The organism is Phytohabitans rumicis (assembly GCF_011764445.1).
Lineage (GTDB): Bacteria > Actinomycetota > Actinomycetes > Mycobacteriales > Micromonosporaceae > Phytohabitans > Phytohabitans rumicis.
The window spans coordinates 3,600,417-3,615,492 of record NZ_BLPG01000001.1 but is presented as its reverse complement, the minus strand read 5'-3'; the positions used below and the strand labels follow the sequence as shown (position 1 = coordinate 3,615,492).

Sequence of the window (15,076 nt, the reverse complement as noted above, 5' to 3'; positions counted from 1 at the left end):
GTCCGGCGACGTGATCGTCCGGATGTGGGAGGTACGCGCCGAGCCGGCCCGGTTCGGCGAGCTGATCGCGTGGGTCTGCGACACGGCCCTGCCGCGGATCGAGGTCGAGCCGCTCCACATCGCCAGCGAGGTCTTCTCCTCCACCGACCACCGCCTCGTGGTCATCTCCAAGTGGCGCAGCGCGCCGGTGCCGCTCCCGGACCCGCCCGCCGGCCTCGCCGCCCGCCCGCCCCACACCTGGGACTTCGCCCAGGTGGACCGCTAGGAACTGAGCCCGCTACGAGATCCGTCCGGCGAAGGCCAGCACGATCTGCTGGATCGCGCCGACGTCGTCGCGCGCCACGAACGTGCGGCCACCGGTCACCTTGGAGACCTCCTGCAGCGCGTTCGCGTCGGCCTTCGGCCCCACCGCGATCCCGATGACCGGCAGCGGCCGGTCCGCTCGTACCGAAGCCTTGAGCCGGCTGGTGAGCTGGTCGAGCGTCAGCCCTTCCTCGTCCTCGTTCTTGCCGTCGGTCATGACGACGAGCACGTTCTGCGCGTTGGGCTGCCACGCCTGCAACATCCGCTGGTACGCGGCGGCGATCGTGTCGTACAGGCCGGTGCCGCCGCCCGCCCGCAGCCCCTGCACGGCGCCCGCGATGGCCTGGCGGCGGGGGACGCCGCGGACCGGGGCGCCGGCCGGGCCCGGGGCGACGAGTTCGCGGTAGTCGGTGGTCGCGGTCAGGTCGATCGCGAACGCCCAGAGCCCGACCGTGGTCTGGTTGTTGAGCAGGCTCGCACCGGTCGCCGCGGCCTTCTGCACCAACTGCAGCCGGGTCTGCTTCGTCCCGGGTACGGGGTCGTTCATCGAGCCGGACGTGTCCAGCAGGAGCAGCGCGTTGTTCGGGCGCTGGAGCACGCCCCACATGCCGAGCAGTTGGCTGAGACCCTGGGCGGTGGGCGTACGCTCCGGCGCGTTCACGGTGGCCCGGAAGCCGCGGTCGGCGGCGATCAGCGTGGTGTTCGGCGTGGCGTGCGCGGCGTCGCGGTAGCCGGCCGCCTCGTACGCCGCCTGGCTCTCCGGGCGCTGCAGGTAGGCGAGCAGGTCGGCGGCGGTCCGCTGGCGGATCTCGTCGACCCAGGACGCGCGCAGTACGCCGTACGGGTAGTCGGCGTACGCGACTCCCTCACGCGGGTACACCGGCACGAGCGGCACCTTCGGCTGGGTCGCGGCGTACCCGGCGAGGTCCCGCTCCAGGATCGGGAACGCCGCCGGGAGGTTGGCGGCGTCCTTGGTGGCCGTGTCGACGTACGACTGGAGCAGGGTCGCCGTGTCCTCGGCGCTGGTGGTGGTGAGCTGGGCGATCGACAAGCCGCCGAAGAGTTCGTCGTTGCCCATGGTCTGGTCGTTGTTCGGGTCGAGGACGGTGAGCGCCGTGACGAGCCCGGTGCCGGAGCGGGTCGGATCCGCCATGCCGATCCGCAGTGGACCCCACTCGGGGTGGCCGAACTGCGCCCACGTCTTGCCGCCCGCGAACGCGCCGACCAGGTCGGTCCAGCCGAGCTCCCGCTTCGGCCAGCCGAGCGCCTCGGCCATCGGCTGCTGCATGGCCATGACCGCCGGGGAGGTGGCCAGGCTCGGCGACTTGCCCTCCGGCAGGATGCCGGCCGCGTCCGGGCGCCCGGCGGCGAGCATGAACCAGGCGCTGAAGTCGGGGGCCCACACGTCCGGGCGGGGGCCGTCCCGGGCCTCGTCCCAGCCGGGCCCGAGCGAGGCGGCGACGGCGCTGGACGGCATGGCGCGGACGGTGGCACTGACGCAGCGGCCGTCGACGGTGGGTCCGGCGTCGTTCCACTGGTCGGTGAGCTGGTTGACGATCGGGTAGTGGTCCGGCGAGGCCACCACGCTGATCACCACGGGCGTACCGGTGCAGCCCTCTTCGCCGCCGGCGTACTGGAAGTAGCCGAAGGTGCCGCCGCCGACGAGAAGTGCCACGGCAGCCGCGCCCACGGCCATGCCCCGGCTGCGGTTGCCGCGCCGGTGCCGGAGTACAGAATCCGCCATTGGGCCTTCACCTATACCCATGTTGGTTGCACAGTGATACGAACATACGGGGCCGGGGGATGGGTTGGTGACCATGAAGGTCACAATCCTGCAGGCCAACCGTCATATGTGGGGGACGATCGCGGTGACTCGAACGGTGGGAGGCCGTTACAGGCTGTATGAGTTCCTGGCGAGCGGGGACACGGGCGAGGTGTGGCAGGCGCTGGATCTCGGCACCGACCGTACCGTCGCCGTGAAGATGCTCTACCCCGATCTCGCCGACGATCCGCGGCTGGTCGACCGGTTCCAGCGCGCCCGGACCGGGCTCACCGTGCTGTGGCACCCGAGCATCGCGCGGCTGCTGGACGTGGTCGTCGAGGACGGCGTACTCGCGCTGGTCAGCGACCTGGTGCCCGGCATGGACCTGGCACGGCGGCTGGCCAAGTCCGGGCCGCTCGACGCCGCCACCGCCTCGGCGGTGGCCGCCTCGGTGGCCGACGCGCTGAGCGCGGCGCACCAGGTCGGCATCGTGCACGGTGACGTCAAACCGTCCAATGTGGTGGTGCCGGCGGCGGGGAACGGGCCGGCGAGGGTGACCGACTTCTCGGTGAGCCTACTGGTACGCGCCGGCCGCCGGCACCCCGAACCGTTCGAGCGGCTCCGCTACCGCGCGCCCGAGGCGACCGACGGCGCGGTGCCGGCCCCGCCCAGCGACGTGTACGCCTTCGGCACGATGCTCGGCGAGATGCTCCCCGGCGACCCGCCCGCCCGGCTGCGCATGATCGCCGACGAGTGCGTGCGGACCGATCCCGGCGTACGTCCATCCGCGACCGAGGTCTGCCAGGAACTGCGCACGCTGGCGGCGCGCCTGGAGACCTCGCCGATGGGGCTCACCCCGTCCCGGGCGGCGCTGGGCGGGCCGCCCGGACCACCGTCCCGCGGCCAGCGGGTCCGAAGACCCCGGGGCTCCGCCTGGCTCTTCGGCAGCCCGACCCGGATGGCGGTCATCTTCGCCGTGGCGCTCGCCATGGTCCTCGGCGCCTTCGCGGCGACGCGGGCGCTGTGGGGCCCAGCCGGCGAGACCGGAGCGGGCGAACCGACCGGGGTGCCGGCCGCCGCGCCGGGCGGAGCCGCCTCGTCGGCCGGCTCGAATGCGCCGCCGCTGCCGGCCGGCGCCGCCGCGCACACCCGCGAGGGCGGCATCGAGTTCGTCCGGCACTGGTTCGACATGCTCACCCACGCCCAACAGACGGGCGACACCACGGACCTCGCGGCGATCACCAGCGCGGACTGCGCCGACTGCCGCGGCGTCACCGACACGATCAAATCCGCGTACGACAGCGGTGGCTCGCTGCGTGGCGGCGCGTACCTGGTGCGGGGCGTCACGACGAACAGCCTCTTCACCCTCGACCGCCCGATCTACGAGGCGACCATCGACCGGGGTCCACGCGCGACGCTCGACCGGACCGGTGTGGAGCGGGCCAGCCTGGCCGGCCTGACCGTCGCCAGCTGCCAAGTGATTCTGGAGTGGAGGGACGGCGGGTGGCGGCTGTTGAGCGTCCCCACGCCCGGCTGCGTCGCCTGAAACCCGGCGTACGCTGAGCGGGTGAGCGCGGACATACGGGCCTCCGACGACGACCGGCACCGGGTGGTGGACGCACTCCAGCGGCACACCGAGGTCGGCCGGCTCACCCTGGACGAGTTCGCCGAGCGGGTCAGCGTGGTCTACGCCGCCCGTACCCTCGGCGAGCTGGCCGCCGTCACCCACGACCTCCCCGTCGCCGCTGCGACCCCAGCCGACACCGGCCGGCGTGACCTGCTGATCCTCTTCGCCATCGCCGCGGCGGCCCTCGTCCTGCTGGGCCTCTACGTGGCGCTCTTCCGCTAGGGGGCGGCGTCCAGCGGGTCGGCCAGGAGGCGTTCGAAAGCCAGTTCGGCGGCGCCAACGAGGGCGGCGTCCTCGCCGAGTTGGGGGTGCGGAGCCGTACGTGCTCGCGGGCGGCGGTCAGGGCCATGGAGTTGAGCCGGCTGCGGACCTGGGCGGCGGCGGCCAGGTAGACGTCCCGCAGGGTGCCGCCGAAGATGACCATCTCGGGGTCGAAGATGTTGACCAGGTTGGCGAGGCCGAAGCCGAGCCAGTCGCCGACCTGGCGTACCGCGGCCTGGGCGGTGGCGTCCCCGCGCGAGGCCGCGTCGACGATGGCGAGCGCCGCGTCCCGCCCGCCGGTGAGGTCCCGGCCGGCCGCGTTCAGGAGCGCGTGGTCGCCGATCTCGGTCTCCCAGCAGCCGCGCGAGCCGCAGCCACAGGGCCGCCCGCCGGGGAGTACGACCATGTGGCCGACCTGTCCGGCTTGCCCGGCGTGTCCGGTCAGCCGCCGCCCGCCGACGATGATGCCCGCGTCCACGCCGGCGTCGCGCTGCAGGTAAATGACGTTGTCGCAGCCGACCGCGGCCCCGCGCGCGTGCTCGGCGAGGGCGGCGACGTCGGCCGCGTTGCCCACCACGACCGGCCGGTCGGCGCCCAGCTCGCCGGCGAGGGCGGCGCCCAGCGGCTCGGCCACGGCGGCGGCGTTCGCCCCGGCGCCAGCACTCAGCCCGGCCTTCCCGTCGGTGCGCCGCATCATCCGGGTGACGGAGACGCCGCCGCCGACGTACACGGCGCCGTCGAGGACGGACTGTTGCAGCTCCTTGACCAGCTCGGCCAGCAGCGGTACGGCGTCCGCGGCGGCCAGGCCGGCCGGTCGCTCCTCGGCCCGCAGGTCGAGCACCTCGCCGCCGAGGCCCACCCGCGCCACCCGGAGCTGGTCGACCTCGATGCTGAAGGCGTACGCGTAGACCCGGGCCGACTCCGGCCGGACGACCAGCGAGGGTCGCCCGGCCCGGCCGGTCTCGCGCGGCGCCGCCTCGGTGACCAGGCCGGCGGAGGCCAGGTCGGCGGTGAGCGCCCCGATGGTGCTGCGGTTGAGGCCGAGCTCGGAGGTGAGCTCGGCCCGGGAGGTCGGGCCGTGGATGTGCACGTACCGCAGGAGGGCGCCGAGGTTCTGCCGGCGTACCTCCTCCTGGCTTGGTCCCGTGCGCATCCGTTGTCCCGCCTCCCCGTCTTGCCTCGCTATCGTGTGCCGGTCGCTGTTGCTCGGCGGCGCGACAGGGCGTCGACGACGGCCGCGGCTAGCAGGACCACACCGGTGAGCACATATTTCACACCAGAGCTGTAGCCCATCAGGCCCATGCCATTGTCGATCACGGCGATCACCGCTCCGCCGAGGACCGCGTCGAGCACGCGGCCCTTGCCGCCGAAGAGGCTAGTGCCGCCGATGACAGCGGCGCCGACCGCGTACAGCAGCACGTTGCTGCCGCCCGTGTTGGCATCGACCGAGCTGGCCTTGCTGGCCGCCACGATGCCGCCGACCGCCGCCATCGAGGAGCAGATCACGAACGCCGAGATGCGGATCCGGTCGACCGGGATACCGGCCCGGCGGGCGGCCTCCCGGTTGCCACCGACGGCGTAGAGGTGCCGGCCGTACGCGGTGCGCTGCAGCACGAACGTCCAGATGATGAGCAGCGCCGCGATGATGGGCACCACGATCGGCACGCCCTTGAGCGAGACCACCACGACGTTCCGGCTGCGCTCCTGGTTGAGCACGGATACGGCGATGCCCAGGATGAGGGCGAGCGCCCCGATCCGGGCGAGCACGACGGCGAGCGGCTCGGTGACCAGGCCGCGCGCTGCGCGCCGGCGCAGCTTGAGCAGCTGGACCGCGGCGTATCCGGCGACGCCGGCGGCGGCCAGCGCCCAGCCGAGCCAGGGCGTCATGTTCTTGTTCTCGATGGCCACGAGCACGTCGTCCTGGATGGACACGTTGGTGCCGCCCTTGATGAGCAGCAGCACGATGCCCTGGAACGCGAGGAACGCCGCCAGTGTGACGACGAACGACGGGATACCGACCTTGGCGACGAGGAAGCCCAGGACGAAGCCGATCACCACGCCGGTGGCGATCGCGGCGGCCACCGCGACGTACCAGGGGTACTCCTGGAGCGTCACGAGCTGAGCCAGCACCGCGGCGCAGACGCCACTGGCGAAGCCGGCCGACAGGTCGATCTCGCCCAGCAGGAGGACGAAGACCAGCCCCATCGCGATCAGCGTGACCGCGGCGCCCTGGGTGAACAGGTTGGCGAAGTTGCCCGCCGAGAAGAACGCCGGCCGTGCGATCGAGAAGATCACGCACAGCAGGATGAGGCCGAGGATGGCCGGGAGCGCTCCGATGTCCCCGCCACGCAGCCGGCCGATGTAGTCGCGGAAATGGCTCCCGACCGTCGGGGTCGCCGTCACGGCGGCCGGCTCGATATGCGCCGTGGTGATCATTGCTTCGCTCCCGGGATGTCGGATTCCATGAACTCGGCGCCGTTCTCCACCGCCGGCAGGCCCAGTTCGCCGCTGCGCCCGGCGGTGATCAGCTCGACGACCTGCGCATGGGTGACGTCGGTCGTTTTCACCTGGGCGACCATGCGGCCGAGGTACAGCGCGGCGATGTTGTCGGAGACGGCGAAGACGTCGTTCATGTTGTGCGAGATGAGTACGACGGCCAGCCCGTTGTCGGCGAGCCGCCGGACCAGTTCGAGCACCTGCGCGGTCTGTGCGACGCCCAGGGCGGCGGTCGGCTCGTCGAGGATGACCAGCTTGCTGTTCCACAGCACGGCCTTGGCGATGGCCACCGTCTGGCGCTGGCCGCCGGACAGGCTGGCGACGAGCTGGCGCAAAGACTTCACGGTGCGTACGGACAGGCCGGCCAGGGTGTCGGCGGCCATCTGTTCCATGGTGGGCTCGTCCAGCACGAGGCCGGAGCGCTTCTCCCGGCCCAGGAACATGTTCTGGACGATGTCGAGGTTGTCGCACAGGGCGAGGTCTTGGTAGACGACCTCGATGCCCAGTCCGGCGGCGTCCCGCGGCCCGTGGATGTGCACCGGCTGGCCCTCGAAGAAGAGCTCACCCGAGTCGATGGGATAGATCCCGCTGATGCACTTGACGAGGGTGGACTTGCCGGCGCCGTTGTCGCCGACGAGCGCGGTCACCTCTCCGGGCGGAACGGCGAAGGCCACGTCTTGCAAGACCTGAACGGGACCGAACGACTTGTCGATCCCTCGCGCTTCCAACAGGGGTGTCACGGTGCTCTCCTTAGCGCTGATCTAGGGCACACCGGCCACTTGCCGGTGCGCCCTAGATCGACCGTAATCAGGTCAGCTAATGCCTGCCTGGGTGCAGAGGGTGGCGTACGCCCCGGTGCAAAGCTCCGCCTTGGTCACGAACCCGTCGGCGACGACGTCCTTGACGTTGTCCTTGGTGATCGACACCGGCGTCAGCAGCACGGACGGCACGGTCCGGCCGGACTCTGGGTCCTTGACGCTCTGCCCGGTGTCCTTCGTCTCGCCCTTGGCCAGCGCGATCGCCAGTCCGGCGGCCGCGTCAGCCTCCTGCTTGATCGCCTTGTAGACGGTCATGCACTGGTCGCCGGCGAGGATGTTCTGCAGGCCCTGGACCGTGGCGTCCTGCCCGGTCACCGGGACCTTGCCGTTGAGCTTGTTCTTCTTGAGCACCTGGATGGCGGCGTTGCCCAGCCCGTCGTTGGCGGCCAGAACGCCGTCGATCTTGCCGTTCTGCTGGGTCATCATCTGCTCGAAGATCGTGCCGGCCTGGGTGTTGTCCCAGTCTGGCACCGACTGGTCCGGGCCCTTGACGTACTCGCCCGCGTCGTACTTCGGCTTGAGCACCGAGTCGTACCCGTTCTTGAACAGGGTGGCGTTGTTGTCGGTGGGGACCCGTTGAGCTCAGCCACCACCGGCTTCGACGCGTTCTTTTCGGTCAGGCACTTGACCAGGCCCTCGCCCTGCAGCTTGCCGACGGCCTCGTTGTCGAAGCTGACGTAGTACTGAGCGGAGCCGCCGAGGGTCAGCCGGTCGTAGTCGATCGTGGCGACGCCCTGGGACTTCGCCTTGTCCAGGACGGCCTTGCCGGTGCCGGAGTCCAGGTTGACGATCATCAGCACGTTGGCGCCGTTCGTGATCATCTGGTCGGCCAGGGTCTGGAACTGGGTCTTGTCGCCCTGCGCGTTCTGGATGTCGGACTCCACGCCGGCCGCGTCGAACGCCGCCTTCAGGAACTTCCGGTCCGCGGTCTCCCAGCGGACGGACGAGGCGCTGTCGGGCAGGATAACGCCGATCTTGGGCGTCTTGCCGGAGCCAGTGCCGGAGCCGGAGTCGTCGCCCGAATCGTCGCCACAGGCGGCGAGCGTGCCGATCGTCAGCAGGCTGACGGCGGCGATGGAGAGGATCCCTTTGCGCATAGCACGGGTCCTTTCAAAAGGTGGGTTTTTTGTGGTGGGAGTGGGTCGCGCGGCGGGCGCGGTTGTCATCAGGTCGACGTACGTTTGTTGTGTCCGGCAACGTATTGCGGCACGACCGGGTCGCACAAGACCGTCGAGCCAGCGAGTTTGTTGGCGGCGATAACAATTCGGCAACGTGATCGACATGTGCCCGTTCGCGGATCATGCCCGATTAGTGGATCACCTCACTTTACCGCCGATCATGCCCAAACCCCTCGAACTGGGCGCCGCTAGGCGGGGAAAGTTTTACGTCGATCAAGGACTTCCGCGCCGATCAAGGGCGAATGGTCGTGAATCGGAGATCAAAGCACGACCATTCGCCCTTGATCGACGCAGAAGCCCTTGATCGACGCAGAAGCCCTTGATCGGCGCGCGGAAGTCCTTGATCGACGAGGCGCGGAAGGCGGGCGTGTACGCGGAGGGTGTGTGGGCGTACGGAGAGTGAGGGAGGGAGGGAGGGGCTAGGCGGTTGCGATGACCGCGAGGACGGCTGCGGTGAGGCGGGTCAGGTCGGCGGGGGACAGCTCGACCTGGAGGCCGCGGCGGCCGGCGGAGACGTACACGGTGTCATGCTTCTCGGCGGACGAGTCGATTACGGTGGGTAGCCGCTTGCGCTGCCCGAGCGGGCTGATCCCGCCGCGTACGTAGCCGGTCGTCCGCTCGGCGACCGCCCGGTCCGCCATGGCCGCGCGCTTGCCGCCCGCCGCGGCGGCGAGCGCCTTGAGGTCGAGCTCGCCGGTGACGGGTACGACGGCGACGGTCAGCGCGCCGTCGACCTCGGTGACCAGGGTCTTGAACACCCGCTCGGCCGGCACGCCCAGGGCCGCGGCCACCTCCGCGCCGTAGTTGGGCGCGTCGGGCGACACGTCGTACGGGTGGGTGGTGTGCGCGATCTTCTGCTTCGCGAGGAGCGCGGTCGCCGGCGTGCCCTGTCCTGCCACGGGTGCACGCTACAACGGGTCGCAGACCAGGACGGTGGGTGCCCCGGCCACCCGGGTCAGCACCAGCGTCGCCGGGCCGGAGCCGGTCAGCCGCAGGTCACGGCGCAGCCGCTCGGGGTCGAGCGCGGATCCCCGCTTGAGGATCTCGACCCGCCCGACGTCCCGCTCGCGCAGCAGCGCCCGCAGGCGTTTCAACGAGAACGGCAGCGTCACCAGGACCCGGAAGCCGCGCGCGTACGGGGTTGGCGCCGGCGCGTCGGCGTACACGTAGGCGATCTCCGGGTCGGCGAGGTTGCCGCCGACCGTTGCCGCGAACTCGGCCACCAGGTGGGCCCGCACGACCGCGCCGTCCGGGTCGTACACGTAGTCGCGCACCGGCCCGATCGGCGCCCGCTCGGCACCCGAGCCGGTGAGCTCGCCGCGGTCCAGCAGGGTCGCTCGGCGGGGCACCGAGGCGAGCGGGCCGCACCAGAACGCCGCCTCGACCACGTCGCCGCCCACGCTCACCCACTCGGCCTCCGCGCCGGGCGGCACGAGCGCGTGGTCGATGCCGGGCGCCAGCTTCAGCACGGTGCGCGGGACCCGCTCGGGCAGGGCCGCCACGAAGTCCCACGGCGGGGAGTACGCGGCCGGGTCGAAGACGCGCCGGCCGCCCCGCCGCCGGGCCGGATCGCAGAAGACGGCGTCCACTCCGGAAAGGTCGAACGCCGTCGCGTCGCCGCACTCCACCGTGACGTCCAGCCCCAGCGCGGAGGCGTTCGCGGCAGCCACCGTCGCGGTCTCCGGGTCGGCTTCCACGGCGTACACCTTGATGCCGGAACGCGCGGCGGCGAATGCGTCCGCGCCGATGCCGCAACCCAGGTCGGCGAGGGTGCGCACCCCCGCGGCGCGCAACCGTGCCGCCCGCCGGTCCGCGACGGCGGCCCGGGTGGCCTGCTCGAGCCCGGCGCGGGTGAAGAACATCCGGGCCGCGTCGCGGCCGAACTTGCCGGCCGCGCGGCGGCGCAGCTCGGCCTGGGTGAGGGCGGCGGCGGCCAGGTCGGCGGGCACGCCACTGGCACGCATGGCGGCGGCGGCCGCCAGCGGGTCTCCGCCCGCCAGTTCCGCCGCCGTCGCGAGCGCTCTTTCCCCATCGGGGGTACGGAGCGCGGCGGTCACTTATTTATTCTGACCTGCCTCGATCACGGTGTCCGGACCCGGGTAGACCAGACTCTCGTGCCCGTCCGGGAAGCGGACGAGGTATGGCGGCTTGCCCTCGGCGCCGCGGACCTCGACGATCTCGCCGACTCGGTCCTTGGCGCCGACGGTGTTGCTGTGCACGTGCAAGCGGTCACCGACTGTGGCCTGCATGTCTATCGCCTCCGCGCGGTCGGCTGCGGCGTCCTTCCTAGAAACGATGCCGTAAATCACCCCGCCGCGCCATCAGTTCCGGGCACGCTGGCACTCTCCTTGACGGAGTGCTAGAAGCCGGCATAACCTGCGGTTAGCACTCTCAAACCGAGGGTGCCAGCTTTCGGGCACGCCGGCACCCGCGACGACGGCATCGCCCGGTGGCATGAGGCATCAGTATTTCGCCGGCCGGAGCTTTCGGCTGGCTAACCAGACCAGTACCCCAGGAGGGTATGCCCGTGACTACCGCGACCAAGGTTGCGATCAAGCCGCTCGAGGACCGGATTCTGGTCCAGGCGAACGAGGCTGAGACCACCACGGCGTCGGGCATCGTGATTCCCGACACCGCCAAGGAGAAGCCGCAGGAGGGCACCGTCCTCGCTGTCGGCCCCGGCCGCGTCGACGACAAGGGCAACCGGATCCCGGTTGACGTCAAGGTCGGCGACACGGTCATCTACTCGAAGTACGGCGGCACCGAGGTCAAGTACGCCGGCGAGGAGTACCTGGTGCTCTCCGCCCGCGACGTCCTCGCGGTCATCGAGAAGTGATTGACTGACGCTGACATCGCCCCGGGCCGCACCATGGTCCGGGGCGCTGCCGCCTTGAAGGGACATTAATGGCGAAGATCCTGAGTTTCTCGGACGACGCCCGGCACCTGCTCGAGCACGGCGTCAACGCGCTCGCCGACACGGTCAAGGTCACCCTCGGCCCGCGTGGGCGCAACGTCGTGCTGGACAAGAAGTTCGGCGCTCCGACGATTACCAACGACGGCGTGACGATCGCCAAGGAGATCGAGCTCGCCAACCCGTACGAGAACCTCGGCGCTCAGCTGGTCAAGGAGGTGGCGACCAAGACCAACGACGTCGCCGGCGACGGGACCACCACCGCGACCGTGCTCGCCCAGGCGATGGTGCGCGAGGGTCTGCGTAACGTCGCCGCCGGCGCCAACCCGGCCGGTCTCAAGCGCGGCGTCGACATCGCGGCCGAGGCCGTGTCGAAGGCGCTGCTCGACAAGGCCGTCGAGGTCGCCGACAAGCAGTCGATCGCCAACGTCGCCACCATCTCGGCCCAGGACGCCACCATCGGCGACCTGATCGCCGAGGCGATGGAGAAGGTGGGCCGCGACGGTGTCATCACCGTCGAGGAGGGCTCCACGCTGGCCACCGAGCTGGAGGTCACCGAGGGCCTGCAGTTCGACAAGGGCTTCATCTCCCCGCACTTCGTCACCGACTCGGAGTCGCAGGAGGCGGTGCTCGAGGACGCGCACATCCTCATCACCACCCAGAAGATCTCCGCGGTCGAGGAGCTGCTGCCGCTGCTGGAGCAGGTGCTCCAGGCCAACAAGCCGCTCCTGATCATCGCGGAGGACGTCGAGGGGCAGGCGCTGGCCACGCTCGTGGTCAACGCGATCCGCAAGACGTTCAAGGTCGTCGCCGTGAAGGCGCCCGGGTTCGGTGACCGGCGCAAGGCGATGCTCCAGGACATCGCGATCCTCACCGGCGGTGCCGTGGTGGCCCCCGAGCTGGGCTACAAGCTCGACGGGGTCGGCCTGGAGGTGCTGGGCCGGGCCCGGCGCATCGTGGTCGACAAGGACAACACCACGATCGTCGAGGGCGCGGGCAACGAGTCCGAGGTCTCCGACCGGGTCGCCCAGCTCCGCAAGGAGATCGAGGCATCCGACTCCGAGTGGGACCGGGAGAAGCTCGCCGAGCGGCTGGCCAAGCTCTCCGGCGGCATCGCGGTGATCAAGGCCGGCGGCGCGACCGAGGTCGAGCTGAAGGAGCGCAAGCACCGCATCGAGGACGCCATCTCGGCGACCAAGGCCGCGGTCGAGGAGGGCACTGTGCCCGGCGGCGGCGCCGCCCTGGTGCAGATCGCCGCGTCCCTCGACGGTGGGCTCGGCCAGACCGGCGACGAGGCGGTGGGCGTGTCGATCGTGCGAAAGGCCCTCGTCGAGCCGCTGCGCTGGATCGCCGAGAACGCCGGCCACGACGGCTACGTCGTGGTGGAGAAGGTGCGCGCCAAGGACTGGGGCTTCGGCCTCGACGCGGCCACCGGCGAGTACGTCGCGCTGGCCGCGGCGGGCATCATCGACCCGGTCAAGGTGACCCGCAACGCGGTCACCAACGCCGCGTCGATCGCCGGGCTCCTGCTGACCACGGAGAGCCTGATCGTGGAAAAGCCCGAAAAGCCGGCCCCGGCAGCCGCCGGCGGCGGTCACGGGCACGGCCACGGTCACCAGCACGGCCCGGGCTTCTAGCCCGACGCCTCTTCCGTGATCAGGGCGTCCCTCAAGTCGTTATAGCGGCTTGAGGGACGCCCTGATCATTACAGGGGGCTTACCGAGTGGCGGCGAGTGCGGCGGCCCGGGGCAGACTGGGTGCCATGCGAAACGGCGTGCGCGGTGCGCTGGCGGGCGTGGCTGCCGCCGCGGTGGCCCTCGGGCTGGCGGAGCTGGTCGCCGTGTTCGTCGGCGCCCGGTCGGCCCCGCTCGTGGCGGTCGGCGGGGTCGTCGTCGACAACGTGCCCGAGCCACTCAAGCAGTTCGCGATCGACGCGTTCGGCGTGCACGACAAGACCGCGCTCATGATCGGCACGGTGGTGCTGCTCGCGGCCTTCGCCGCGCTGATCGGCTACCTCGCGGTCCGCCACATCGGGTACGGCTACGCCGGCATCGCGCTCTTCGGCGTGATCGGCATCGGGGCGGCGTTGACCCGGCCGGACGCGGGCGTCGCCTATGCCCTGCCGTCGTTGCTGGGCGTCGGGGCGGCCGCGGTGGTGCTGTGGCGGCTGGTCTCCCCGGCTGACGACGTCGACCTCGAGGATCGCCGGCACTTCCTCACCGGCGTCGCGGTGGTGCTCGGCGCGGCGGCGGCCACCGGCCTCGGCGGGCGCTGGCTGGCCAACCGGCGCACCGTCTCCGAGGCCCGGTCGGCGGTGACGCTGCCGATCCCGGCCGACCCCGCTCCCGCCGTACCGGAGACGCTCTCGCTGCCGCAACTGGCGCCGTACGTCACGTCGAACCGCGCCTTCTACCGGATCGACACCGCGCTGGTGGTCCCGCAGGTCGACCCGGCGACGTGGGAGCTCAAGATCCATGGGCGGGTGCGCCGGCCCATGACGCTCACCTTCGAGCAGTTGCTGGCCCGGCCGATGGTCGAGCGGTACGTCACGCTCGCCTGCGTGTCGAACGAGGTCGGCGGCGACCTGATCGGCAACGCGCGCTGGCTCGGCGTACCCCTGAAGGACCTGCTCGACGAGGTCGAGCCGCTCGACGGCGCCGACCAGGTCGTGGGCCGGTCCTCCGACGGATGGACCTGCGGCACGCCCACGGCCGTGCTGCGCGACGGGCGGGACGCGCTGCTCGCCGTCGGCATGAACGGCGAGCCGCTGCCCATCGACCACGGCTTCCCGGTCCGGATGGTGGTGCCCGGCCTGTACGGCTACGTGTCCGCGTGCAAGTGGGTCGTCGAGTTGGAGCTGACCAGCTTCGCCGACTTCGACGCGTACTGGGTGCCGCGCGGCTGGTCGGCCCAGGCGCCGATCAAGACGCAGTCCCGGATCGACACGCCCCGCTCGCGCAACAACCTCACACCCGGCCCGATCACCGTCGCCGGCGTGGCCTGGGCACAGCACCGCGGCATCGCCCGCGTGGAGGTACGCGTCGACGACGGCCCGTGGCAGGAGGCCACCCTCGCCCGCACGGTGTCCGTAGACACCTGGGTGCAGTGGTCATGGCGCTGGGATGCGACGTCCGGGGCGCATCGCCTCCAGGTACGCGCGACCGACAGCACCGGCGCGACCCAGCCGGAGGAGGAGAACCCGCCGGCTCCCGACGGTGCTACCGGGTGGCACTCGGTCGACGTTGAGGTGGAATAGCGCTTTTGTGGGGCGGCCCAGCCGCGTCTCCAGCCGTCCAATGTCGACTCTGGTCTGCTGGCGGTCGGCGAGGTCCTCCCAGCCCACGGCCAGCAGCCGCAGCCGTTCGGACTCGCTGAAGCCGCCCCACACGCCGTACGGCTCGCGTACGGAGAGGGCGTGCGCGGCGCACTCGGCCCGCACCGGACAGGCGGCGCAGACGGATTTCGCCCTGGCCTCGCGGCGGTTGCGGGAGGAACCACGTTCGCCGTCGGGATGGAAGAACTGCGCACTGTCGCGACCCCGACAGGCGCCCAACCGCTGCCAGTCCCAGATATCGGCAATGGGCCCCGGCAACCTGCGTACGTTGGACATCGGCTCTCCTCCCGCGCTCCCTCCGGTCCGCGCAACCACCGGTTACCCGGTCCCGCTGAGCCGGAAACCGGCGTGTCGATCTGTCGGGAAGTTTCAACTTCTTTCGTCCG

12 protein-coding genes and 3 pseudogenes are annotated in these 15,076 nt (G+C 71.2%); 6 read left to right on the top strand and 9 right to left on the bottom strand.

What is annotated here, in order from left to right:
- The first annotated feature begins 10 nt into the window (after window positions 1-10).
- Window positions 11-265 (top strand): hypothetical protein, encoded by a 255-nt coding sequence (locus tag Prum_RS15830; protein WP_173083790.1) that lies wholly within the window; start codon window positions 11-13, stop codon window positions 263-265.
- Window positions 266-277: 12 nt separating this feature from the next.
- On the opposite strand, the gene Prum_RS15825 is transcribed toward Prum_RS15830, so the two are convergent.
- Window positions 278-2,047, bottom strand: coding sequence for a substrate-binding domain-containing protein (locus tag Prum_RS15825; RefSeq protein ID WP_173077266.1), 1,770 nt, complete (start codon window positions 2,045-2,047; stop codon window positions 278-280).
- A 73-nt stretch (window positions 2,048-2,120) separates the two neighbouring features.
- Here Prum_RS15825 and Prum_RS15820 point away from each other — a divergent pair, with 73 nt between their 5' ends.
- Together Prum_RS15820 and Prum_RS15815 are read left to right on the top strand one after the other, a co-directional pair.
- On the top strand, window positions 2,121-3,611 hold the full coding sequence (locus Prum_RS15820; protein WP_173077265.1) for a DUF6318 family protein: 1,491 nt from the start codon (window positions 2,121-2,123) through the stop codon (window positions 3,609-3,611).
- A gap of 21 nt (window positions 3,612-3,632) precedes the next feature.
- Window positions 3,633-3,914, top strand: coding sequence for a DUF1707 SHOCT-like domain-containing protein (locus Prum_RS15815; RefSeq protein ID WP_173077264.1), 282 nt, complete (start codon window positions 3,633-3,635; stop codon window positions 3,912-3,914).
- On the opposite strand, the pseudogene Prum_RS15810 reads toward Prum_RS15815, so the two are convergent.
- From Prum_RS15810 to Prum_RS15780, 7 genes and pseudogenes are all read right to left on the bottom strand, one after another.
- Window positions 3,911-5,106: pseudogene (locus Prum_RS15810) on the bottom strand (ROK family transcriptional regulator). The gene Prum_RS15815 and the pseudogene Prum_RS15810 overlap by 4 nt on opposite strands.
- Window positions 5,107-5,135: 29 nt before the next feature.
- Window positions 5,136-6,389: a sugar ABC transporter permease gene (locus Prum_RS15805; RefSeq protein ID WP_173077263.1), complete on the bottom strand. Its 1,254-nt coding sequence runs from the start codon at window positions 6,387-6,389 to the stop codon at window positions 5,136-5,138.
- Window positions 6,386-7,210, bottom strand: a complete 825-nt coding sequence (locus Prum_RS15800; RefSeq protein ID WP_371871370.1) for an ATP-binding cassette domain-containing protein — start codon at window positions 7,208-7,210, stop codon at window positions 6,386-6,388. Before Prum_RS15800 ends, Prum_RS15805 begins: the two co-directional genes overlap by 4 nt.
- A 51-nt stretch (window positions 7,211-7,261) precedes the next feature.
- Window positions 7,262-8,364, bottom strand: a pseudogene (locus Prum_RS15795) (sugar ABC transporter substrate-binding protein).
- 500 nt (window positions 8,365-8,864) lie between these two features.
- Window positions 8,865-9,344 carry a Cys-tRNA(Pro) deacylase gene (gene ybaK, locus Prum_RS15790; protein WP_173077261.1) on the bottom strand — a complete coding sequence of 160 codons (480 nt, stop codon included), beginning with the start codon at window positions 9,342-9,344 and terminating at the stop codon, window positions 8,865-8,867.
- Between the two features lie 9 nt (window positions 9,345-9,353).
- On the bottom strand, window positions 9,354-10,502 hold the full coding sequence (locus Prum_RS15785) for a THUMP-like domain-containing protein (protein WP_246277919.1): 1,149 nt from the start codon (window positions 10,500-10,502) through the stop codon (window positions 9,354-9,356).
- Complete coding sequence (locus tag Prum_RS15780; RefSeq protein ID WP_173077260.1) at window positions 10,503-10,694, bottom strand: DUF1918 domain-containing protein; 192 nt, start codon at window positions 10,692-10,694, stop codon at window positions 10,503-10,505.
- Between the two features lie 278 nt (window positions 10,695-10,972).
- Here Prum_RS15780 and groES point away from each other — a divergent pair, with 278 nt between their 5' ends.
- The 3 genes from groES (at window position 10,973) to Prum_RS15765 (ending at window position 14,612) form a co-directional block, all read left to right on the top strand.
- Complete coding sequence (gene groES / locus Prum_RS15775; RefSeq protein WP_498070960.1) at window positions 10,973-11,281, top strand: co-chaperone GroES; 309 nt, start codon at window positions 10,973-10,975, stop codon at window positions 11,279-11,281.
- 68 nt (window positions 11,282-11,349) lie between these two features.
- Window positions 11,350-12,993, top strand: coding sequence for a chaperonin GroEL (groL, locus tag Prum_RS15770; RefSeq protein WP_173077259.1), 1,644 nt, complete (start codon window positions 11,350-11,352; stop codon window positions 12,991-12,993).
- A gap of 125 nt (window positions 12,994-13,118) precedes the next feature.
- A complete protein-coding gene (locus Prum_RS15765) occupies window positions 13,119-14,612 on the top strand; it encodes a molybdopterin-dependent oxidoreductase (protein WP_173077258.1) in 1,494 nt (497 codons plus the stop codon).
- On the opposite strand, the pseudogene Prum_RS54490 reads toward Prum_RS15765, so the two are convergent.
- Window positions 14,575-14,966, bottom strand: a pseudogene (locus Prum_RS54490) (WhiB family transcriptional regulator). The gene Prum_RS15765 and the pseudogene Prum_RS54490 sit on opposite strands and share 38 nt — an antisense overlap.
- Window positions 14,967-15,076 lie beyond the last annotated feature (110 nt).

Coding starts and splice junctions, on each gene's coding strand:
- Prum_RS15765 (WP_173077258.1), top strand. CDS start 13,119: ATGCGAAACGGCGTGCGCGGTGCGCTGGCGGGCGTGGCTGCCGCCGCG.
- Prum_RS15780 (WP_173077260.1), bottom strand. CDS start 10,694: ATGCAGGCCACAGTCGGTGACCGCTTGCACGTGCACAGCAACACCGTC.
- Prum_RS15820 (WP_173077265.1), top strand. CDS start 2,121: ATGAAGGTCACAATCCTGCAGGCCAACCGTCATATGTGGGGGACGATC.
- groL (WP_173077259.1), top strand. CDS start 11,350: ATGGCGAAGATCCTGAGTTTCTCGGACGACGCCCGGCACCTGCTCGAG.
- Prum_RS15805 (WP_173077263.1), bottom strand. CDS start 6,389: ATGATCACCACGGCGCATATCGAGCCGGCCGCCGTGACGGCGACCCCG.
- Prum_RS15825 (WP_173077266.1), bottom strand. CDS start 2,047: ATGGCGGATTCTGTACTCCGGCACCGGCGCGGCAACCGCAGCCGGGGC.